19 protein-coding genes are annotated in these 22845 nt (G+C 67.1%); 13 read left to right on the plus strand and 6 right to left on the minus strand.

Going from position 1 to position 22845, the window contains the following annotated elements; all coding sequences use genetic code 11:
• Window positions 1–106: 106 nt before the first annotated feature.
• The 3 genes from ACWDVW_RS29660 to ACWDVW_RS29670 form a co-directional block, all read right to left on the minus strand.
• Window positions 107–931 (minus strand): phosphotransferase family protein, encoded by an 825-nt coding sequence (locus ACWDVW_RS29660; protein WP_449955434.1) that lies wholly within the window; start codon window positions 929–931, stop codon window positions 107–109.
• A 695-nt stretch (window positions 932–1626) separates the two neighbouring features.
• Window positions 1627–2088 carry a nitroreductase/quinone reductase family protein gene (locus tag ACWDVW_RS29665; RefSeq protein ID WP_449955437.1) on the minus strand — a complete coding sequence of 154 codons (462 nt, stop codon included), beginning with the start codon at window positions 2086–2088 and terminating at the stop codon, window positions 1627–1629.
• Window positions 2085–2864, minus strand: a complete 780-nt coding sequence (locus ACWDVW_RS29670; protein ID WP_449955440.1) for an SDR family NAD(P)-dependent oxidoreductase — start codon at window positions 2862–2864, stop codon at window positions 2085–2087. Before ACWDVW_RS29670 ends, ACWDVW_RS29665 begins: the two co-directional genes overlap by 4 nt.
• Before the next feature lie 126 nt (window positions 2865–2990).
• Between ACWDVW_RS29670 and ACWDVW_RS29675 the strand changes: the two genes are divergently transcribed.
• Together ACWDVW_RS29675 and ACWDVW_RS29680 are read left to right on the plus strand one after the other, a co-directional pair.
• Window positions 2991–3677, plus strand: a complete 687-nt coding sequence (locus ACWDVW_RS29675; protein WP_449955443.1) for a TetR/AcrR family transcriptional regulator — start codon at window positions 2991–2993, stop codon at window positions 3675–3677.
• Window positions 3678–3793: 116 nt separating this feature from the next.
• Window positions 3794–3988, plus strand: coding sequence for a DNA-binding protein (locus ACWDVW_RS29680; protein ID WP_449955445.1), 195 nt, complete (start codon window positions 3794–3796; stop codon window positions 3986–3988).
• Between the two features lie 521 nt (window positions 3989–4509).
• On the opposite strand, the gene ACWDVW_RS29685 is transcribed toward ACWDVW_RS29680, so the two are convergent.
• Window positions 4510–8202 (minus strand): hypothetical protein, encoded by a 3693-nt coding sequence (locus tag ACWDVW_RS29685; protein ID WP_449955448.1) that lies wholly within the window; start codon window positions 8200–8202, stop codon window positions 4510–4512.
• 378 nt (window positions 8203–8580) lie between these two features.
• A complete protein-coding gene (locus tag ACWDVW_RS29690; protein WP_449955451.1) occupies window positions 8581–9285 on the minus strand; it encodes a creatininase family protein in 705 nt (234 codons plus the stop codon).
• Between the two features lie 165 nt (window positions 9286–9450).
• Between ACWDVW_RS29690 and ACWDVW_RS29695 the strand changes: the two genes are divergently transcribed.
• A complete protein-coding gene (locus ACWDVW_RS29695) occupies window positions 9451–9693 on the plus strand; it encodes a hypothetical protein (RefSeq protein ID WP_449955454.1) in 243 nt (80 codons plus the stop codon).
• 424 nt (window positions 9694–10117) lie between these two features.
• Window positions 10118–11008 carry a phosphotransferase family protein gene (locus ACWDVW_RS29700; RefSeq protein WP_449955457.1) on the plus strand — a complete coding sequence of 297 codons (891 nt, stop codon included), beginning with the start codon at window positions 10118–10120 and terminating at the stop codon, window positions 11006–11008.
• Here the strand turns inward: ACWDVW_RS29700 and ACWDVW_RS29705 are convergent.
• Window positions 11005–12216 (minus strand): hypothetical protein, encoded by a 1212-nt coding sequence (locus ACWDVW_RS29705; RefSeq protein ID WP_449955460.1) that lies wholly within the window; start codon window positions 12214–12216, stop codon window positions 11005–11007. The genes ACWDVW_RS29700 and ACWDVW_RS29705 overlap by 4 nt on opposite strands.
• A gap of 458 nt (window positions 12217–12674) precedes the next feature.
• Here ACWDVW_RS29705 and ACWDVW_RS29710 point away from each other — a divergent pair, with 458 nt between their 5' ends.
• From ACWDVW_RS29710 to ACWDVW_RS29750, 9 genes are all read left to right on the plus strand, one after another.
• The gene (locus ACWDVW_RS29710) at window positions 12675–13865 is read left to right on the plus strand and encodes an FAD-binding oxidoreductase (protein WP_449955462.1); all 1191 of its coding nucleotides are present in this window, start codon (window positions 12675–12677) and stop codon (window positions 13863–13865) included.
• Between the two features lies 1 nt (window position 13866).
• Complete coding sequence (locus ACWDVW_RS29715) at window positions 13867–14568, plus strand: N-acetyltransferase (protein ID WP_449955465.1); 702 nt, start codon at window positions 13867–13869, stop codon at window positions 14566–14568.
• 89 nt (window positions 14569–14657) lie between these two features.
• Window positions 14658–15047: a hypothetical protein gene (locus ACWDVW_RS29720; protein WP_449955468.1), complete on the plus strand. Its 390-nt coding sequence runs from the start codon at window positions 14658–14660 to the stop codon at window positions 15045–15047.
• A 56-nt stretch (window positions 15048–15103) separates the two neighbouring features.
• Window positions 15104–16498, plus strand: a complete 1395-nt coding sequence (locus tag ACWDVW_RS29725) for an APC family permease (RefSeq protein WP_449955519.1) — start codon at window positions 15104–15106, stop codon at window positions 16496–16498.
• Between the two features lie 11 nt (window positions 16499–16509).
• The gene (locus ACWDVW_RS29730) at window positions 16510–17436 is read left to right on the plus strand and encodes a hypothetical protein (RefSeq protein WP_449955471.1); all 927 of its coding nucleotides are present in this window, start codon (window positions 16510–16512) and stop codon (window positions 17434–17436) included.
• Window positions 17433–18641 carry a histidine decarboxylase gene (locus ACWDVW_RS29735; RefSeq protein ID WP_449955474.1) on the plus strand — a complete coding sequence of 403 codons (1209 nt, stop codon included), beginning with the start codon at window positions 17433–17435 and terminating at the stop codon, window positions 18639–18641. Before ACWDVW_RS29730 ends, ACWDVW_RS29735 begins: the two co-directional genes overlap by 4 nt.
• Window positions 18642–18855: 214 nt before the next feature.
• Complete coding sequence (locus ACWDVW_RS29740; protein ID WP_449955476.1) at window positions 18856–19128, plus strand: hypothetical protein; 273 nt, start codon at window positions 18856–18858, stop codon at window positions 19126–19128.
• A 25-nt stretch (window positions 19129–19153) separates the two neighbouring features.
• Window positions 19154–19495: a hypothetical protein gene (locus ACWDVW_RS29745; protein WP_449955479.1), complete on the plus strand. Its 342-nt coding sequence runs from the start codon at window positions 19154–19156 to the stop codon at window positions 19493–19495.
• An 867-nt stretch (window positions 19496–20362) separates the two neighbouring features.
• Window positions 20363–22831, plus strand: coding sequence for a glycoside hydrolase family 2 protein (locus tag ACWDVW_RS29750; RefSeq protein ID WP_449955482.1), 2469 nt, complete (start codon window positions 20363–20365; stop codon window positions 22829–22831).
• Window positions 22832–22845 lie beyond the last annotated feature (14 nt).

Genomic DNA, 22845 nt, shown 5'->3' on the forward strand with positions numbered 1-22845 from the left:
GATACAACACCGGTATCCAGGCCCGACTCCGCCTTGCCGGACCGCCGCCTGGACCTCGCCGCGACACCGCCAACGTTCCTGGACACCGCACTAGCCGAAGAGTTCGTCACCTACCGAGCCGTCGCCTCTTGAGTTCGCTCAGCCACTGGATGCCGAGCCGGTGGCCGTCGGGGAACTGGTCTTCGCGGTCCCAGCGCCACGCGGTGATCATCGCCAGCATGAGGGTTCGGCAATCTCGGAGCAGGTGGTGGTCGACGCCTGGGTAGAGGTCTCCGACTTCGTCGGGTGCGTGAGCCAGGTCGAACTCGATCGGCCCCCGGCAGCACGTCTCGAAGTCGATGAAGAGCGGGCCGGTCGGGGTCGCGAGGAGGTTGCCCGGGTGAGGTTCGCCGTGCAGGAGTTGTTCGGGTCGGCCGCTGTCGCGGACTGTGCGGTGCAGGCGGTCCAATGTGCTGGCGAGAAAGGCCCGGTCCGCGTCGGTCAGCTTCGGCGTCCGGTCGTGGTCCGCCACGAGCGTGTGAGCCTCGGAAACGCGGTCCGTGAAGTGCGGGGTGGGCAGGTCGACCCGCCGCATTCCGGCGTGCAGACGTTCGAGTGCTCTGGCGTAGTCCGCAGGTGGAATCTCTTCAGTAGTCACCGGTTCGTAATAGGTCCACAGTGTGACCGCGTGATCGTCCCGGACGAAGACCTCGGGTGCTTTCAGCACGGCCACCGGGCTCCCGACCTCGAACAGTCGCTGTGCGGTGTCCACTTCGAGCTGGGCGCTCTGGCGCGCCGCCGGTGCCACCTGGGCCAGGACGTCGCAGGGTTGTAGACGAAGGGTGAGTTTGTTCGAGTTGTGCAGGACGGTGGCGTCGTCGGCGGTCAGGCCGAGCGACGAGGCGATCGACATGGCTGCCTGTGTCGCCCGCTGGGCCGCATACGCCTGCATCGGAGCACCGTAACTCAGCGTTTTCCGCGCAGCAGCCGCAATTCCGTCTCCCTGCATCAGGAAACTATGGCGACGGTGACAACGGACGCTCATGCCGTCGAGCGGGCGTCACGGTCCGCTGCAGGCGGTTGGTCCACAGCGGCGTCCTGCTCCGCTGATCCCCTGCCGGGGGCGTCCATCTCATCTGTCAGCGCTCCCCAGACGAGGTTGAGCGGTCGGTATGTCGGGCAGATCCTCTCCTGCAGGGGGTCTGGATCATCGCCCTCGCGGCCCGCCCTTGGAACTCGAGGCCCGCGTCGTAGGTAGGCCAGCCCTCTTCGGCATCGAGCACAAGACGTGCCTGATCGGCAGTTGCTGCCAGGAAGCCTTCGGGCCCGTGCTCCGGATGCCAAGGACCTGCCACGACGAGGACGCTACGCCGCCTCATCAAGAGCATCGAGCCGGGCTCCCCTGCTCACCGTGCGCGACCTGTAGCGGCCGCAGGCGTACCAGCCTGGCCGAGACCCCGAGCGGCGCCGGCACACGGCAGCACGGCGACGCTCGGTTGGGTCAACTCTGCCGTGCGCCCAGAGAAGATCGCGCTTGAACCGGAGCGACAGGACGTAGCGGCCGGTCCGGCGCTGTTCAACACCGAGGTAAAATCGGCGGTCGCGTTCGACGGCGGCGCGGCGCCGCTTCGCCGCATGCGAGGCGGCTCAGTCGAAGGTGATCCGCATCAGCCTGCTGGCGGCCCAGTCGTCTGGATGGGTCGGCCTGATGGTGCCAGGGTCGTGAGGCTGGTTGAGGTCGTCGACGATGGCCGCGATCACCGCGGCCCGTTCCGTGGAGTCGGTGACGGTGGTCGCGTGCGCCGGTAGGTCTGCTCTGATGTTGTTCTTGAGGTGGAAGGTGAAGGCGGGGTTCGCTCGCAAGTTCGCGTACCAACTGGTCGCGCCTCCGCCCGCTCCGCTGCAAAGATAGGTTGCGCCGTTGGCGCGATAGAAGAAGATTTCAATGCGACGAGGTCGTCCGGTACGCCGGCCAGTGGTGGTGATGTCCACGATTCGTTCGCGGGTCCCGGCCGCAGGCGTGATCGTGATGGCGCGCCTGATCTCGTGCGGCAGGTGCGCCAGCGGGTCGAGCGCGCGACGCTCGCCATGCGGGTCTGCGGGGTTCATGCGGCTTCCTTCTGAAGTGCGGGGCCGAGGAGCAGCCCCCCGTCGATGACATACTCGGCGCCGGTGATGAAGGTCGCGTGCGGCGAGGTGAGGAACAACAGCAGCGCAGTGATGTCGGCGGGCTGCCCGAGTCGCGGGACGGCGAACGGCGCGGGGGAGTAGAAGTCGGCGATCGGGGCATCGGCGCCGGCTGCCGGCTCGGTGATGAACGGGGTGGCGACCACGCCGGGGTGGATTGTGTTGACGCGGATGTTGTCGCGGCCCAACTCGAGGGCGGCGGTCTGAGTGAGCCCGCGAATCGCCCACTTGCTGGCGACGTAGGGCGCGTAGAAGGCGGTACCGCCGAGGCTCATGGTGGAGGCGATGTTGATGATCGCTCCTCCTCCCGCGCGCCGCAGCGCCGGGGCGGCTGCCTTGATGCCGAGGAACGTGCCGGTGAGGTTGATGTCGAGGATGCGAGCCCACGTAGCCCGGTCGGTGGACTCGATGAGGGCCGGCGGGTTCTGCACCCCGGCGTTGTTGACCAGGATCGTGAGTGCGCCGAAGGCCTTCTCGGTCTCCGCGACGGCGGTGGTCCACGACTCCTCCTCGGAGACGTCGAGGCGGACGAAACGCGCCCGGTCTCCCAACTCGGCGGCGAGGTCAGCCCCGCGCTCGGCATTGATGGCACCGATGACGACGTTGGCGCCTTCGGCGTGCAGCGCGCGAACATGGCTGGCCCCCTGCCCACCGGTGCCGCCGGTCACGAGAACGGTCTGATCGGCGAAGTGGGACATCAGATCCTCCGAGTACGTATGCGAGACGACAACCCGAGACCGGGTGGTGAGTCGAGCGACTCACCTTTCCGAAGCTACTCTCCCTGGAGTGGTGAGTCAACCCACTCACCTCGCTATGATGGCGGCATGACCCCAGCGCCGTCGGCCTATCACCAGCGTGTGGCGGAGGAGAAGCGCGCGCTCATCGTGCAGGCCGCTACCGAGCTCTTCCTCGAGTCGGGCTACGACCGGGCATCCCTGGCGCGTGTCGCCGACAGTGCTGGCGTGTCGAAAGCAACGCTGTTCAAGCAGTTTCCGACAAAGGCAGCACTGTTCGATGCCATCGTCATCGACTCGTGGGCGAAGAACGACGTCGCCGACGTGCCGCCCGCCGGCGACCTGACGACCGGCCTGACGGTTCTCGGACGGCACTACGCGACGCTGTTGAGCCAGCCGGAGATGACCGACCTGTTCCGCATCGTCATCGCCGAACTGCCACGCTTCCCCGAACTGGCCAAGGCACACTTCTCGCAGGGCAAACTGCCGTACTTCGAGAACGTCCGGATCTACCTCCTGGCCGAGCGCGACGCGGGAGTCGCAGACATCGCCGACCCGGAGATGGCCACAACGCAGTTCCTCGGGATGATCTCCAACTACCTGTTCTGGCCGCGCCTTCTGCTGCCGGACTGGACGGTGACCCCGGCCCGCACGGCGGCGGTCGTGGACGAAGCCGTCCGCACCATGGTCGCCCGGTATGGCACCGACGTTTCCCACCGGGACCGCGAGGTCGTTACCGCATCTGCTGCGGAAGACGCGCGGGGCTGCCGAGAATGACACCCTCTCGACTTGTCAGATGCCAGATTCTGCCGCCGAGTTAGCGTCAGGGTACTGACGAACAGGGCGAGCGTCGGGAGTAGACGGTGCGCGGATATGAGTGACGGCATCGAGCGGTGAATTCGTCCCTTGACACCTTGCCGAAGATCGGCGCACCCGCGACGCGGGCGCTGAGCGCCGCCGGCTACACCGCGCTACGCCAGCTCGCAGGTGTGCCGCGCGCAGAGCTTGCCAGGCTGCACGGCATGGGGACGAAAGCACTGGACATCATCGAGGCTGCCCTCGAACAGCACGATCTGGGGCTGAGCTGATGCCGATCTGACACGACGTGCCAAGTGGACCCCGCCACACCCACACATCTGCCGCTCAGCTCTACAAGGGCGTAGACCTACGTGAGCTGCGCTGGCTGTGTGGCTGCGACGGCCGAGAGCAGCGGGGGAGCGCTGCTCAATCTGCCGGAGCCGCGGCCAGCCTCATGATGTGGGCGGCCCGACCTGCCAGCAGCGGCGCCTCTGTCGCGTCGATCAGGCTGAGGGCAACATTGCACGTAGACATCTGACCTGCGCTGCGTCGCATGCGTTGTCCAGGATGACCAGAACACGTCGGTCAGCGAGGACGCTGCGATACAGCGCGGCACACTCGGACTCTTCACGGGGAATGATGCGGCCGTCTACCCCGAGTGCGCGCAGGAACCGCGCCATGGTATCGAGCGGAGCAACCGGCTGCTGCCGGCCGGCTCCGAGCAGGTTGTGACATAGAGCTGCCCATCGGGAAAGCCGGGGCGCAGCACCTGAGCGGCGCGCAGCGCCAGGCTGGTCCCGATCGCTGGGCCCTAGTTGTCATCGGGGCAGGCCAGTAAATGTCTGACCACCTCCTGGTCGGAGGTGCCGCCGACGTCCGGTCGTGCTAGCCACCGATCGGCGAGCCGTCTTAATCCGCTATGATCCAACTCGGTATGCCACAGCATCCGCCATACATGAGGCCAGTGCTTATGATCAGGATGATTCTGAAGACACCCGATGGCCAGATCCCAGAGAGCGCTCGAAGCGCCACCGTCATTCCACAAGGTCTTCCACAATCTCAGCCAGGGATCCTTAATTTGATTGGCGGTCAGCCAGTCCATCCCGCTTCGGCTGAGCCGGGTCTTGTCGGCCCCAGAATTCCAGGCCAGCAGCCAGACATTCGCCCAAATAACAGTGTTTTCAGGGGGGTCGGGAAGCTGATGCAGAATGGCCTGTCGAAGGTCCTCTGAGGTTGCGTGACCTAACGCCAATTCGGCGGCTGTGCACCAATTCCTAGTGGGTTTCGAGAACGTAAGCCACTCGACCGTTATAGCCGACAACGAATCGCGGCTGGCGGTATCCAGATTCCAGACATCACGCCACACTCGGAACCAGCGTCCCATTATGCGTGTGGATTGTGTTCGACGCCAAACGTGCAGCTGATCCCAAGCCAGGGTGGTGAGCTTCTCGTTGAACTCTGGCTGGCTGAAAAAGTGTGACCAGACCCAATGCCAACCGTGACGTGCCAGGGTATTGCTCTCAAGCCAGGTGAGTGCCAAGTCGCGGACCTGATGAGATTCGGCCTCGGCCGCCTGTATAGCTCCCCAGACGTGTGGCCATTGGTAGTGATCAGGTTGCTGCCGAAGCCAGCTTGTGCCGATCCCTGCGAGTAGGTGGGTCTCGATGCCGGCTTTCCATAATGGCTCCCACACATCAGGTAAGGACCTCATTTGAGTTCCACTAAAAAGCCACTGCTGGCCGACAGCAATAAGTCTGTCCACGCCATGTCGTGCATCCCACAATGCCTTCCAGGGCTGTGTCCATGCCACGTGTTCAGGAACGCCTTCAAGCCATGCAAGTCCAATCTCGGCCAAGTCTTCCGACCGGCCGTGTGCCTTCCACGTGGCTTCCCAAATGTGCGGCCAGTGCCGGTGTTCTTTGGGGTTGCGAAGGAGCCATGCGACCCCCAGATCGGCTCGCCCGTAGCGAGACGTCAGCAGCGCAACAACATGACTATCGTCTGTAGAATCAGCCGTCAGCCAGTCTGCCGCCCATTTTCCGAGTGCCTGGCTCCCTGGTGCCTTGTCTAGGAGCGGTTCGAGAAGGAACATGATCTCAGGACGTGACCGGTTGAACTCCAGCCATGCGACCGCCGAACGCGCATAGCGGACGGGTTCGCGCTCCAGCAGATAAACCGCGACCTCGCCCCACGATGTCGTCGCCGGCGCGCTCTGCAGCAGCGCTGCCGAGCGATCGTGCAAGCGGTTGCTGCCGGCAAGGTTTTTTAGGGCTACGGCCAGCACGTCACCAGCCATGCGCTTTCCAGGCCTTGACGCGCCGAGCCATTGCTCGACTACGATGCACAGTCGAGGATCTTTGAGTCTCTTTATCGCATCAATTGTAACCGGACGGAATTCTTGCCAGGTCGGGCTTCTCATTAGCAGATCGATGATGCTATCGGCCACACCGCCAACGCCAGTCCACCGTTGAAGCAATTTATGGCAGGTCAAACGTAGGCCAGGGGCCGTCATGTCTGCGATGCGAATGCGCTCAACCGCTCGGCCGGCAGGGTGCGGTGACCAGTCGATCGACGGGACGTTCGCCGCGAGTTCGAGCCACACTGGCAGATCGGAGAGTGGCAGCCCACTACCTGCCATGCGTTTGTGGTAAATCTCACTGAGAAGAGATCCGATGTCATCGTGAGCGATCCTCGAGTTCAGCTCGCCTGTTTTGTCGACCAGGGCTCTGGATAGTGCCCACAAGGGCGCAGTCTGCCCAGCAGGATCCTCGCCGTATGCCTGGCAATCCTCGACGGCCTGGAAAAGGTGACCTCGGCGGACGTTAGCTTCCGCACCTGCTGGAAACCATGCCTCATACATTAGATTCGCGATCTGAGGATGAGTTACCCAGGTGTCCTGCCGAGAGCCGACCCCACGATTCTCGAGGTGCTCCTCGGTCTGGAGGGCCGCCATCGCGTCGCGTTGCTGTGGGGTCAGCACCTTCTCGAAGGCGCGAGCCGGATAGCCGACGTAGAGACGATTCAGCGCCACTACCCGGGCGACGACGCTGAACACCTGTCCATCCAGATCCATCGACCGAAGGCGGGCGCGAAACCGAGCGGCGAATTCTTTCAGAGACGATCCGTGATGCCTCTCAAACAACAGTTGAACCAGGAGTTGGTTGGGCCCCTGCAGCTGATTTAGTTCCGAGCCAGTGCGCCGGGAGAACCACGCTTTTAGCTCGTTGTAGTCCTCCGCTACCTTGCTCTCAACCATGCTTTGCCTGACGATCAGATCATCTACAAAGTCGTTGCTTAGGTTAAAGGCCTGCTCGGTCGGTCCGCAGCAGACCAAGAGCGGCAGCCTGTCGCCTTCGCCCCGTTGCCTGATGTCATCGACGATGGCGAGCGCGTCCTGCCAATGAGCGGCCCCTTCGGTGGAGGAGACCTGGTAGGGATCGTCGATGGCAATCACTGACAAGAGATCTGAGTCAGGATCACACTCCGTTGCCCGCTGGACCCATTCCATCGCCCGGCTTAACAGGGCGGAATTGTTGCCGAGCCAGATTACCCTAGCGATTCCCCCGGAATGTAGATCAGCTAGGAACTGCAGAAGAAGGACACTCTTCCCTACGCCCGATCGGCCGCCCAGCCAGAAGACTGGCAGCTTAATGGTATTGTCCGCGAAGGCGGGCCGCGAGTCCTGCCATTCCCAGAAGTCTTTCCTGATGCGGTCGAGCGCCACAGGGCGCGGTGCGAAATAGCCATCGCGAAGGTGGTAGAGCATCGGACGCTGGCCGGTAAGGTAGGAGCCAGGCTTGATCTGCGGGGGAGCAATGTACTCGTCGCGCCAAAGTTGAATATCGCTGGTTTTCCTTTTGCTGCTGTCGAGCCTTACGAGGTCATTCCAAATGTCTCTAGCGACGGCCTCAAAACTTCTTTCGCTGTCGCTTGCTTCCATTATTTGAGCTAGCCAGGTGCGTGCGATTCCGACGGGATCTGTTGCCCCGAGTCGCTCATGCAATATCCCGTGCAATTCACGGGTGGGGTCGCTGATCGTACTTGTCGTCACTACTGCTGCGAAATGCTCGGCGTCTTCTGTCCCTATGTTCGCGGTCTTGAACTGCTCGATCCACCTCGAAATTCGCGTCTCGGCGGACTTGAGGTCCGACCCGGCAGCCTGGATCTCGAATCGCAATCGGGGCTGTAGTTCAGGGAACTCTTCGGCGAGGCGGTAGATCTCCCACAGTTCGTCGAGTGCCGAACCGATTGATTGACTTGTGTGCCGCCGCTTAATCTGCGTTATTATCACCGTCGAATCTTCGATTACCCGCAAGTCAGAAAGGGATTCCGCGACAGCTGAGTAGGACCCAGTGGCCCTGTTTTCGAGAAACTTGGCCACGGTTTTAAGTAACGTGACTTGAAACTGGTAGTAGAAGCCGGCAAGCGCGTTTTTTCCGCCGCTCGCGTGGCGCGGCTTGACCCTCCTCCACTTCTGTTCGAGTTTGCGAAGATCGGCCAGCATTCCGTCAACTCTCGACACGAGCGGAGGGATCCTCTACATTCCCCTTGGGGTGGGAGAACTGCGTTCGGTATGTTATATACAGACCCATTCCGCTATTCTGGCTGTCTGCCCTGGACTGCGCAAGAGTCGAGGTGTGGGCCTTTCGGCCTGCGTAGGGGTTTGCCCCATGCTGTCCACGGGCTGAGTACATTGCGCGGCGGCTAGGCCCCGGCTCGCTGGACATACTTAGGCCAGCGGAGCGTCGACCCCTGGGAGTCGGGCTCCACCGCCGTCGGATCGTCATGAGGGGCCCGTCGCAGGATGGACACTATCGAGAGGACTGCGCAAGAAGCGCAGGACTTAGCTGTCAGCGAGGTGATCTTCACGAGGCTGCTCAGATCATTGCTGTGCGAGCAGGACAGCGAGAGGGTTCCCAAAGGACTTCGCCAGGCTTTCCAGCAGGGCTTGACCTTTGACTGCGGTGCCTGCCGGTGGTCGGCCGATGACTCCGGTCTTCGTGTAGGCCGCCATGCCGTTGACCAGCAGCATAGATCGGTCATCTGCAGCGTGATCGCCGTCGACGAAGTCCTCGCCGACCACGTCGGGTTGTACATGCAGCAGGATGGATACTTCCAGCTCGCCGGCGTGCATGTCGTGGTGTACGTCGCTGTCGAGGCACGCATCCTGTCTGGTTTTGTCCCAGGCGGCGCGGTGGGGGAACAGCGTCATCGTGGCCGTTGCGGTGGCGTTGGCGGTCGGCACGATGTTGGAGAGGACGTAGTTGCCGCCGTGCCCGTTGATGATGGCCAGTCGGGTGATTCCGTTCGCGGCAAGAGAAGCCCTGGTGTCTTCGATGATTGCCGAGAGGGTCTGGTGGCTGATGCTGACGGTGCCAGGCCAGCCGGCGTGTTCGTGTGAGCAGGACAGCGTGATCGGCGGCAGGAACAGCACGTTGTGCTGTTCGGCGATGGCCATAGCGACGATGGTGTCGGTGGCTAAGGGCAGGAAGGACCCGTGTTGCTCGAAGCTGCCGACGGGCAGGACCGCTACCTGGGGTGCGCGGGTGGCGACGTCGGTGCTGGTGGTGGTGGGCAGCAGGTCCATCCGATCATCATGTCACTGGGATGTTACTGCGGCGTGGTGCCTGTCGATGAAGGTGCGGATCGAGGGCAGGGCGCTGTGCCGGCGTAGCGCTATCGCGGGTGGCCCGGCAGCTCGGAGGACGTGGTAGGAGACAGTCTCCTCGGCAAGTCGTAGTGCTGTCATACCGTGGTCGGCGGCGCGTTCGGGGTCGTGGTGCAGGTAGCACTCGCCGAGGTGGTCGTGGAGAAGGCCGGTATCGATCGGGGCGAGGGGCGCGGGGTGGCCGAGAAGTTCCTCGTAGACCGTGGTGGCCGAGGCCGAGTCGCCGAGAAGGTACCTGCAGCGCGCGTCGACGGCGGTGACGTAGCGTCTGTTGAAGTGCTGCGCGAAGGCATCCTCGTCGGCGGTGCGGGCGTCGATGTTGCGTAGTTCGCGTTGGGCGGCAGCGATTGCGGTGAAGGTGTCTTCGTTGGTGCCGCTGGGCTGCCAGTGCTTCCGCCATGCAGGTCAGGCACAGTGCGCGGGTGCGGGCGGGTACCGGGCCTGGTGAAAGGGATCGGTAAGAGAGGCGGATAGCGGTGCGGATGTCTCCGCTATCGAGGGCTCGCTGGCTCTGCCGCATAGCGGTGTACGCAGTCAGTGACCGGTCCTCGGCTTGGGCGGCGCGGCGTTGCGACCGGTCCAGCCCTCATCCGGCCATTTTGTCACTGGGATGTCAGCACGGGGTGCTGCTTGTCGATGAAGGTGGCGTCGCAGAGGCGAAGGCTCGTACCACCGATGAGGGGCCGCTTCTCGACACCCACCTTGGCGGCCCTTCAACGAAGGTCGGGCAGCCAAGCGCACCAGGAGCGTGATGCTGGAGGAGGATGATGGCGTGCAGACGGATGAGGCGATCCGGGCGGCGGCCTTGGCAGCTACACAGGTAGGTGTGCCGGCTTCGGACCCGGTGGTCGTCCGAGTGGGTGAGAATGGCGTCGTCCTGTTGCCCAAGGCTGGGGTGCTGGCGCGAGTGGTTCCTGGCCCTGAGGCTATGCACCACGTGCGGCACGAGCTTGAGGTTGCTGCATGGCTCGCCTCGCAGGAGGTGCCGGCGATGCGGCCGGTCAGGCCGGTCCCGGTGGTGGTTGGCCATTACGTGGTCTCGTTATGGGAGTACCTGTCAGATGCTCGCGCGGCTGACCTGGCGATACTTGCCGAGTGTCTGCGTCTGCTACATGGGGTTCCCCGACCGGTAGGGCTGCTACCTCGCCTGTCGCCGTTCGCGAGGTTCGACGACCAGTTGAACGGGGGCGCCGCTCTGGGGGCGGGGGACCGGGCGTTTCTGCGGGAGCTTCGCGATCGTCTCGCGGTGCAGTGGGAACAGTCGACGTTTGTGCTCGGGGAGACGGTGCTGCACGGCGACGCGCACATGGAGAACCTTCTCGTCGCAGCAGATGGTCGGCGGGCCTTCGTGGATCTGGAGACCGTGTGTGTCGGGCCGCCGGAGTGGGATCTGACCCTCAGCGCCCTGTACTACGAGTGCGGATGGTTCACCGAGCACGAGTACGCGAGATTTGCGGAGACCTACGGCTATGACGTCCGTCAGGGCTCCGCGTGGCCGGTGCTTCGGCAGATCCGCATGCTGCGGATGACCCTCTGGCTGGCGCAGTCGGCGGACAACGATGTACAGCGAAGACGACAGTTGACACATCGACTCAGCACATTGCGCGACGGATCGGCTCCGTCTGGCTGGACGGGCTTCTAGCCCTGCGACTCTGCAAGGTCGCCGAACTGGCCCAGCGCCGCTGCCACCTCGTGTCGAAGGCCGGGTTCGACAGTATCGCTTCCGAGGATGCCGTGGAGGACGCGAAGGTCGTCCTGTAGCCGGCTGGAGTGCACGCCTTCTGCGTCTGCTGACCCGGCGCGTGTTGACTGTAGTGCGCCAGCAAGATCGCCTTGGCGTGCCTGCAGGCAGGCGATTCGAATCATGGTCAGCGCTCGGGATCTGGCCACCGCCGCGGGATGGAGGCCGTACGCGGCATGCAGCCGAGCGATGGTGGCATCGGTCAGAGACCGGTCACTGGTGGCTAACGCGAGGTCGCACATGGCATGACCGGCGTCGCCAAGAATTTGACCGAGGTCGGCGTAGTAGCCCCAGGTGGTGTCATGGATACCATCTGCCGGGCTCGCCGCGAACTGCTCGTCACAGAGTCCGACGGCACGCAGGCATCCCTCGGCGTCGCGGTTATTGGCATGCGCCCGAGCTTCCACGATCCCTACGACCGCGCGGCCCAGCGGAGGAAGCTCGCGCCACTCGGCCCGGACCAGGCCGATGATCTTTAGCGCTTCCTTCGCCTTGCCGCTGTAGGTGAGGTGCCTGCTCAGGCTGGTGACGGTGTGAGCACGCTGCTGGGCGTCTTCGGCCTCGGCGGCGAGCTGGATTGATCTGACGAAGTAGCCCTGAGACGTGCCGACGTTCTCACCCGCATCGAAGCATGCCCAGCCGGCAAGGTCACCAAGTCGGGCTGCCGTGGAGAGCCACTCTCGGCGGACCGCATCGGTGGCTTGGGACTGGCGGATTGCGCGGCTGGCCCACTCGAATTGACCCGCCATCGCGGCACGAGCAAGACCGCCCCCGTACCGATGATCCCAGTCCTCGAACAACGTGATGCTTCGACGGAGAGCTTCCACATGGGGCCACTCGATCCTGTTCGGCACCTGCATGTCCGGGACCCACGGCCCAGGAAACTCCGCCATCTCGTCCGGCAAGGCGCCGAACCACGCAGCCTCCGTCAACGACTCGAGACCTGTATGTGCGCGTGCTGTCCGGCGAGGGCTGTACAACCCGAGTTGAGCGTCAGTGGTGGTGCCGAGGACGGCATGCAGCGCCGCTCTCCGTTCGGCGCTGGGCCAGCGATGTTCACCACGCTCCAGTTTGCCCACCCATCGGAAGTCCACGTACTGCGTCGCCATGTTCCTGGAGGGGTAGAGAACGTCCAAAGCAACGTTGACTGAGTCAGCCAGCTCCGCACGGGACATAGCTTGCCCAGGCCGCTGCGGTGAGGGCAGACAGTTCCGCGCGCTTCGAAGCGCCGTGTTCGGCGTGATCACCGTATCCGCGTGGCGAGGCATAGCTTCCCCTCTGCGCCAGCAGCAGGCCGACGTCGATAACCCGTATGGCTTCCGGAAACGATGAGATCGTACGCGGGAAATGGTGGCTGCGTCGTGGGCGACACAGCGAGTGTTCCGGCGGAACACCGCCCACCGCATCGTCGTATTGCTGTAGCTAGCGGCATATCCGCTGGCCAGGCTTTGGTCAGGCCGTTAGTCGACGTGCGTTGGTCGGACCGAAGGTCGGGATTCCCCCTTACGCGCTATTGCGTGATCGTTGAATCGCAACAGCTATCCGTCGTCCAGGAACTGTCGGAGCGATGACTGGTCCCCAACTACCGCTGGTCCCCGTGCTCGACGCGGATGACCGTGCCGCTGACCACTTCTGGGCGTACCTGGAGGACCGTAGTGTGCGGTTCCTGCCGTACCAGCTTGCGCCGATTTTCTCCTCGACGTTGCGGGAGTTCGTCGCGGGCCGGGGTGATCCGGCGGCCCGGCGGGCGGGTCTGGCGGTGTTGGCCCGGATGTACCGGCGGTTCGGTCTGCAGTCGTATCACGACACGTGTATCGCGGCGGCCATGGTGGACACGGTCCGGCGGTTCCCCGACGACCGGTGGGGTCAGGCCCCGGCCGGCGCCTGGGAGCGGGGGTGTCGGCGGGCGTTGCGGTTGGCGGACCGGGCGGCGGGTGTGGTGGGGGAGGGGCCGCAGGTCACCGTCGGCGAGGTCGAGGCCCGCGAGTCGCCGTCGGATGGTGTCACGGTGCTGACGGTCCGGCCGATGCGGCGGTTGCGGTACCTGCCGGGTCAGGCATTGCCGGTGGGTACGCTGCGCCGACCCGGGCAGTGGCGGTGGCTGTCCCCGGCGAACGCGCCGCGTCCGGACGGGACGGTGGACTTCCACGTCCGCGCGGTGCCCGGCGGTCGGGTGTCACCGCTGCTGGTGCGGCAGGTCGCGGCGGGGGAGACGCTGTGGTTGGGGCCGCCCTGCGACGTCGGATTGTCCCTCGCCGCTGCGGGTGAGGCGGATCTGCTGCTGGTGGCCGGCGGGACCGGGTTGGCGCCGCTACGGGCCCTGGTCGACCAGGTCGCCGCCGCGCCGGGCGGGCGGCGGGTGACGCTGGTCGTCGGCACCCGCACGGTGCTGGACCTGTACGACGCGGTGGCGGTGGACCGGCTCGCCCACACGCACCCGGACTGGCTGACGGTGGTGCTGGCGTTCTCCGCCGACCCGGACGTCGACCCGGCCGTGCAGGGCGACGTGCTGAGTCTGGCCCTCTACCACTACCGGCGGGGGCAGGCGATCTATGTGTGCGGCCCCACCTCGCTGATCGTCGCCGCGCGGCGGCGGCTGCCGCTGACCGGCATCCCGGCCGGTGACGTGCACCTGGCCACCACCTTCGACCGGGCACTCGACACCACGCGGTGGACGAACCACCACCCCGACACCACCACCGGCCGACCGGACTCGGGCACCGACGACAACCCATCCGACGGATCCCTGGGGAGCTGACATGCCGCCGACGAACCCGGCCGTGCGACCCGCCCACCACGGCGACTCCGCCGCTCTGGCCGCCCTGTTGGCCGGGCAGCTGCACCGCCAGCGGCTGGGTGCCTGGCTGGTACCCGACCCGACCGCACGCCCGGCGGTGCTGTACTCCTACGCCCGGCTCGTCGTCGCCCACGCCCTGACCCACGGCCGAGTCGACACCACCGACGACCACACCGCCGTCGCCATCTGGCACACCCCGCCGGCCGTGACCTCGACCGCCGGCCACGACACCCTGCCCCTGCTGCCCGGTGGGCGTCAGGGCCGCTTCGCGCTACTGCACACCTACACCGCGACGGTCCACCCCCACACACCCCACCACTACCTCGCCCACCTGGCCGTCCGCCCCGACCGGCACGGCACAGCGGCCGGCCACGCACTGCTGGCCCACCATCGGCACACCGACCCGCAGGCAGTCGGGGCGTACGCGGACGTCAGCACCGACCGCCCCGGCGATCACCTTCTCGCCCGCGCCGGCTACCTACCCCGTACACCGATCCTGCTGGCCCCCGGTGGCCCGGTGCTGTGGCGGATGTGGCGCCCACCCCACCCGGCCCGACACCCCCGGTCGTGCGGCGCGGAGTTGCCGCGTCGGGTCCGGCTCCACCGGGCCGCGACACCGTTCCACGGCACCGTGCTCACCACCGCCACCCCGCGCTCACCCTGACCGGCTCATCCCAGCCGGCCTCCACCCGCCGCCGCGTAAACGCCGGCAGCCGCGCCAAGCCCGCACACCCTCCAGGAGGACCACTTCCGATGCTGTCCACCACCCATCCCCACACCACTCTCGCCCTGCGCAGACGCACCCTGCACCGTGGCACGACCACACCCCTGGGCGTGGCGGCCCCCACCGCAGCGGGCGCCGACACCACCCCGGGAGCCGCCATGCCCAGCGAGTACGTGTGGGGCTACGCCGTCCGCCGCCAATGGCCCGACGGCAGCCACGACCTGTTCGGCTTCACCCCCGACCCGCAGATCGCAGCCCAGCGGCTCACCCGCGACCGCAGCTACTGGCGCACCGGCCCCGTCCGTCCGACGGCGGTGTACCTGGTGCCCACCAACGACGCCACGGTCCACCACCACCCGGTCACCGGCTGTCGCCACCACGCCTGCCCCGATACCCCGGACCGGAGGCCCACCCCGTGACCGGACAGGTTTCCGTCGCCCTCGCCCGCCGTACGCTGAGCCCCGTCGGCCTGTGGATGTTCGGCGCCGCCGCCTCCGCACCCATGGTCGTCCTCGCCGCCGGCATCCCCGCGATCTACGCCACCACCGGTGTCGTCGCCCTACCCCTCACCTACCTGCTCGTGGCCGCAGGCGTCGCCGTCCTCGCCGTCGCCTACACCAGCATGGCCCGACAGATCGCCCACCCCGCCGCCTACTACGGCATCCTCGCCCACACCCTCGGCCGGGGATGGGGCGTCGCCGCCGGCATGGTCGCACTCCTGGCCTACGGCGCCATCCAGACCAGCCTCTACGGCCTCGCCGGCGCGACCCTCGCCGCACACCTCGGCGGCACCTGGTGGGTGTGGGCCGCCATCACCCTCACCGTCGTGGCGACCCTCGGCGTGCGCACCATCGTGCTGTCGACCCGACTGCTGGCCGCAGTCCTCGCGGTATCGCTGCTGATCATGGCCGTGTTCGTGCTGGCCGCCGTGACCCGCCCCGCCACCGACACCCTCGGCTGGCACGGCTTCGACGCCTCCGGCCTCGCCGTCGGCGGCATCGGCGGCGCGGTCGCCTTCAGCGTCGCCTCCCTCATGGGAATCGACGCCCCCGCCAGCTTCGCCGAGGAGACCATCGACCGCGGCGCCATCAGCCGCGCCACCATCGCCGCCGCACTCCTGCTCGGCGTCGTCTACGCCACCGCCGCCTGGGCGATGGGCGTCACCGTCGGCCCCGACCACATCGCCCACGCCGCCGCCGACCCCACACCTCTGACCTACACCATCCTCGACCGCGCTGGCACCGGCTGGTCCACCGCCGCCGCCGTGACGCTGATCCTCGCGATCCTCACCTCGATGCTCGCCTTCCACAACGTCTTCGCCCGCTACGTGTTCGCCATGGCTCGCGAAGCGGTCCTCCCGGCCCGACTCGCCGGCACCAACCACGGCACCCGCCTCACGGCACCCCGTGGCGGCTCCCTGACCCAGACCATCCTGGCCGCCGCTACCGTCACCGGATTCGCCGCCACCGGCGCGGACCCCGTCACCACCATGTTCACCTGGCTGTCCACCCTCGGCGCGATGGGCCTGCTCACCCTGCTCCTCGCCGCCTCCGTCGCCGCTCTCACCGCCCCGGCCGGCCTGCGCGACACCCACACCACCCGGTGGCAACGACGCATCGCCCCCACCCTCGGCGTCGCCGCCGGCACCACCCTGCTCACCACGATGCTGGGCAACGCCGGATCACTGCTCGGTGCCGCACCCGGATCGCTGCACCCGTACCTGCTGCCGGCGATCCTCACCGCCACCGCCGCCCTCGGCGGCATCTGGGCCGCCCACCTGCGCCGTACCCGCCCCGACGTCTACGCCGGCATCGGCCGTGGCACCCCATCCACCCACGCCGTACCCGACGCCATCACCGTCTCCATCTGAAGGGGCCCGCCATGACGATCCACGCCGGCACCAACGCCGGACACCACCGTTACGACCCGCTGCACCCCAGTTGGCAGCCACCACAGCACCCACCGCCACCGGCCACCGCGCACCGGCCACCACCCGGCCACCAATCCCCACCCGGCCACCCGGAGATCCCCACCGACCTGGCCCGCCACCACACCGCAGACGACCCGGACGACCTCGCCGGGCACCGCCACCGGATCGACCTGCGTCGTCAGGTCGCCTATCGCGCCAAACGCCTCAACCACGGCCACCTCGTCGAAGCCGACCTCCGCTACGGCACCCGCGACGCCCTCGGCCCTCACGCCGTCATGCTCTTCTTCACCACACCCGCCCCCGCCGAGCCGCACGGCTACCGCCTGCACACCAGCTATCGACTCTTCCTCGCCTCACCCGAAGCCGAGGACCTCACCCGACTCCTGCACGACCTGACCACCGTCGCCCGCACCGCCATCACCCACGCCGCCGCCAGGGGACACCGATGGCACCCCCACGGCCCCCGCGCCGCCATGGTCAACGGCGGAGACATGACCCTCCCACCCCACGCCCACTACATCGGCACCGGTGTGTCCACCCTCGACACCGACGACGGCCGCTGGGACCAACTCGCCCGCAGCCTGCGCATCCCCACCGCCACCGGCCTCCGCCGCTCCGCCTGGGACCTCAAAGGACAGTGCCACCTCCTGCTCACCGACGGCACCGCCATGCACATCGACCGCAACCCCCACGCCCGCCTCGGCGACGACGGCATCCGCAGCAGCACACCCCTCGACCCCATCTGGAACCCTCACTGGCACAACCCCCACCGCACCCTCACCGAACAGGGCGACCACGCCACCCGCCACCGATGGCGTCACCTCACCGCCCTGCACACCCTGCTCACCACCCATCTGCACCCGGGACGGCCGGCGTGACCGCGACCCTCGACCTCACCACCGCCGCCGACCTGCGACACACCCCGATCGATCCCACCGCCGTCCTCGACCACCTCATCGCCGACGCCGATGCCGCCGCGCCCACCAGCATCGGCTACCCCGGCGCCGTCGACCTCGACCACAGCGCCGTGATGACCCGCCTCGCCAGCCGCCTCTGGAACAACATCGGCGACCCGACCGACCTCACCGGCGCCGCCCACACCCGCACCCTCGAACGCGCCGTCATCACCTGGACCGCCGACCTGCTCGCCATGCCCACCGACGACCGCTGGGGCTACGTCACCACCGGCGGCACCGAAGGCAACCTCTCCGCCCTGCACACCGCCTACCGACGCTGGCCCACCGCCCGCATCTACCACTCCACCGCCGCCCACTACTCCATCCCCAAGATCATCGACATGCTCGGCGCCCGCGCCGTCCCCGTCCGCGCCGCACCCGACGGCGAAATCGACTACGACGACCTCGCCGCACAGCTACGCAAACGACGACGCTGGCCTGCCATCGTCGTCGCCACCGCCGGCACCACCATGACCGAAGCCGTCGACGACACCACACGCATCCACGCCATCCGCACCGAGTACGGCATCCCCGGACACCTCCACGTCGACGCCGCCCTGTCCGGCATACCCCTCGCCCTCGACGGCCGACTACGCCTCGACGACACCAGTGGCATCGGCTCCATCGCCATCTCCGGACACAAGTTCCTCGGCACCCCCACCCCCTGCGGAATGGTCCTCATCCGCGACCACCTCCGCCGCCCCCACCTCCGCCACGTCCCCTACACCGCCGCCACCGACACCACCATCACCGGCTCCCGCTGCGGCCTGGCCGCCGCCCTGCTCTGGCACGCCATCGCCACCCACGGCCGCGAAGGACACCGCTGGCGCGCCGCCGAAGCCCGCCACCTCGCCGCCCACGCCGTCGACCAGATCCGCGCCACCGGCTGGACCGCCTGGCGTCACCCCCACGCCTTCACCGTCGTCCTACCCACCCCACCGGCCGCCGTACGCGCCACATGGCTCCTCGCCAGCGACGGACCCGTCAGTCATCTCATCTGCATGCCCGGCATCAGCAAAGGCCAGATCCACGCCTTCGCCGCCGACCTCGCCACCGCCATCACCACACCGACAGCGACCCTCCCACGCCCCCGCACACCCACCCCACCGGGCGCAGCCAGCGGCTGACCGCAGGCCCGGCCCGACCTCAGCCACCACCTGGACCTCGGCTCGGACCAGGGAGAACCCGACTCCTCACGGTCCGGCCCCACCCGGGTAGCCGGCTCCCTCGACACGATCGGTGCCGCAAGGAGAAGGCGCAGCAGTTGACCTCAACCAGAGTCGAGGTTTTACGATCCTGCTCGACTGATGGGAAGTCGTACAGGATGCTCAGGAGCAGAGAGTGATCGTCACCATCGCCAAGGTCACCGACCCCGCTCGCTTTCTGGAGATCTTCGAGACCGTCGGCGCGCAGAAGCGGCGGGAGCACGGCTGCCGAGGCGCCCGGGTCTATTTCGATCCTGATGACGCGCACCGGGTGTGGTCCGTCTTCGACTGGGACGCGAAAGACTACGACAAGTTCCTTGCCGACCCGGAGATCCCGGCCATCGCGCGAGAACTCGGGATCCAGGCGCCGCCCGTGCACGCCGTCGCCGCGACCGAACTCGACGCCTAACCACCGCGCAGGGAGAGACTTCGGTATGGATGCCACGCCCCCGCAGGCCCGCAGGTTCAGCTCGACGATCGGCGACGACGCCATCCGCTTCGGCGACCGGATCCTCATCGCGCCCGGCCTCGGCAAAGAGGCCGGAAGGTCGATGAGCGCCTACACGTCGTTCCTCTACACCGGGGCGCGGGCCGACCTGCCGGCCTCCTACGCGGAGATCTGGGTGGTGCTCGGCGGCGCTCTACGAGTGGGCGCTGGTAGCGCTGCCGTAACGGTGCTCGCAGGGGATTATGTTCATGTTCCCGAGCAGACGCCCGGGATCGTCGAGGCCATCGAGGACACCACGATGGTCTGTGTGTCGGTGCCCGCTCACTGACCCACAGCCGGGATCTAGGCGAGCGCCTTCTGCAGCGTGACGGCAGCGGCCGGCAGGTAATAGGCCCGCTCGGCGGCAGATCCGTGCGCGGCCGAAAGGTGGACTACGTCAGGGTGGGGCCCTGTCGAGCTGAACCGTGCGTGCTATCAGACAGGTACACCGTCGGGACACCTCGGCCGCCAACCCAGGGCCTCTGCAAGCCGCCTGGACGGCTGTCGTCGCGTCGCGGGTCGCCGTCGACTGGTAGAGCGAGACCGGGTTGGCGGCCCTGTGGACGTCGGACGGGAACACGGAATCCTGCGACTCGGGCGCGGAGACGGCCCTCTTCCACTCGGCCACTATCGTCGGCCCACCCTGCGGCCAATCGCGGAGTGTCGAGACTCAGGGTCGATAGCTGACGGGGTGGCCCGGACGACACGGCGCGCGGTGGGCGGCACGAGGGTGGGGTCGGCATGCGGCGGCGCATGTTCGCGCCTCGGCCGTGAGATCATGCTCGATCCGGGATCGAGTGGTATCCAAGCGCCGCAATGGCCACTCGATCCCGGATCGAGCGATGCTGTACTCGGAAGAGCGCGCCCGCTTCTCGCCGTGAGCGGGGGCGGCTTGCCTTCCTCGGGGAATCCTGGACCTCGCTGGGCCGCCTCGCGGACATGTCTTGCCGGGAGTGTCCTCCCGCCGGGCTGGCGGCCTTCTCCACGCCACTGACCTGCACCGTCAGGGTGGAAACGGCCAGCGGCGGGGAGGCGTCGGCGGTTATGGCGGGCGTTGGCGTAGATGCGTACGTGCACCGGACGAGCCCTGTACCGGCGGACCTTAAGCGCTTAGGCTGCGTGGGAATTCCACGTGACTCGGCGAGGAGGGGCCTGCATGCGCACGACGGTGGACCTGGCAGGACGTTGGACCTGGACAGTTGACGTCGACGGTCAGACGTCGGTGCCAGCCGAGGCCATCCCGCTCATCGGCCAGGCCATCGAGGCGCAGGTCCCGGGGGCGATCCACCTCGACCTGCTGGCGGCGGATCTCATCCCCGACCCCCTCGTCGACCGGAACGAGGACGACGTCTCGTGGGTGTCCAGGTGCGACTGGCGACTGCGCCGTACCTTCGCCGCCGCCGTCGGCGCAGAGCGGATCGACCTCGTGCTCGACGGTGTCGACACCGTCGCATCCGTTGTAGTCAACGGGCGGACGGTCGGGAGCACCCGGAACATGCATCGTTCCTACCGGTTCGACATCACGGCGGTCGCAGCCGAGACGAATGCCGTCGATGTCCGATTCACGTCCGCGTACACCGAGGCGGAGCATTGGGAGCGGACGCTCGGCACCCGACCCAGCGCCTACCCACAACCCTTCGCGTTCATCCGAAAGATGGCGAGTAGCTTCGGCTGGGACTGGGGACCGACCCTGCCCGGTTGCGGACTGTGGCGCGACGTCACGATCCAGACGTGGAGCACGGCCCGGATCGCTGCGGTCCGTCCTCTGGTCGACCTGTTCGAGGACACCGGCATCCTCACCGCCCACATCGACATCGAGCGAACCGGCTCGGGGGCGACACGGCCGTTGCACCTGGAGGTGGAGATCGCCGGCCAGGCTGTCCACGCCGAGGTCCCGCCGGGCCAGAACTCTGCGACCGTCGTCGTCGCCGTTCCCGAGGTGCGCCGCTGGTACCCCCGAGGACTCGGCGAACCACACCTGTATCCGGTCGAAGTCTCGCTCTGGTCCGGGAAGGAACGGCTCGACGAGCATCGTACTCGGGTCGGCTTCCGGACTGTCGCAATCGACCGGGCACCCGATTCGCACGGCACCCCGTTCGTCGTCACGGTGAACGAGCGACCGCTGTTCGTCAAGGGCGTGAACTGGATCCCCGAGAGTGTCTTCCCCGGTGCGGTCACCGCCGACCGCGTCCGGACCCGTCTGGAACAGGCCGCTGACGCGAACGTGAACCTCATACGCGTCTGGGGCGGAGGGGTCTACGAGAGCGACGCGTTCTACTCGGCCTGCGACGAGCTCGGCCTGCTCGCGTGGCAGGACTTTCTCTTCGCGTGCGCCGCCTACCCCGAGGAGGAGCCGATCCGCTCCGAGGTGCTCGCCGAGGCCCGCGAGAACATCGTGCGGCTCAGCTCTCATCCCAGCCTCGCCGTCTGGAACGGGAACAACGAGAACCTCTGGATGCGCCTGGACAAGGACTGGGCGGCGCAGCCAGGAGGTGAGCTCACGTGGGGCGAGCGGTACTACCTCGAGTGGCTGCCGGATCTTGTTCGCGAGCTCGACCCCACCCGTGCCTACACGGAGGGGAGCCCCTGGTCGGGCAGTTGGGCGTACGACCCGAACGACACCGACCACCAGACGTTCCATTCCTGGGACGCCTGGAACGAGGACGACTACGCGGTCTACCGGGACAGCTCTCCGCGCTTCGTGTCCGAGTTCGGTTGGCAGGGCGCAGCGGCGTGGAGAACGCTCCGAGACGCGGTCACCGACCGGGATCTGCGCGTCGACGCCGAGAACGTGCGCCACCACCAGAAGGCCATTGACGGACACCGGAAGCTCGCACGCAACCTCGCCCGGCATCTCCCGCCGACGGAGGACTTCGACCGGTGGCACCTGCAGACGCAGTGGATGCAGGTCGAGGCGGTCCGTACCGGCGTGCTGCACTGGCGGGCGAGCTGGCCGCAGACCACGGGCACCATCGTGTGGCAGCTCAACGACCTCTGGCCGGTCACGTCGTGGTCGGCGATCGACAGCGCCGGCCGGTGCAAGCCGCTCTACTTCGCCCTGCGCGACATCTACGCGCCGCGGGTCGTGACCATCGAGCCGTGTGACGGCGCACTGGAGCTCTGCGTCGTCAACGACGACGACGAGGCGTGGGACACCACGGCGCACCTCGCGCGGCGGCGCTTCGACGGCGTGCCCGCCGCGCAGTGGTCGCAACCGCTCTCGGTTCCCCCGCATACGGTGGCCCGCGTCGCGCTGCCCTCGGCTGTCGCCGAGTCGTCGGATCCAGACGCCGAGTTCGTCATCGCGACGGTCGACGACGAGCGGGCCCTCTGGCACTTCGCCCCGCCCAGGGACGCACGGCTCCACGGAACGCCGCTGGAGGTCACCGTCACCGCCGTCGCCGGTGGACTGGACATCGGCGTCCGCTCGCAGCACCTCGCACGCGACGTGCTCGTCCAGCCGGACCGAATCCATCCCGCCGCGACGGTCGACCGTGGCTTCACCACCGTGCTGCCGGGGGAGACGGAGATCTTCCGGGTCCGGGCGCCGGAGCCGCTCGACGCCGCCTCGCCGCAGGCAGCGTTCGTCGTCACCTCGCTGAAGGATATGATCGATCCCGAGTGACGGGAGCTGGCATC

This window comes from Micromonospora sp. NPDC003241, from assembly GCF_053589795.1.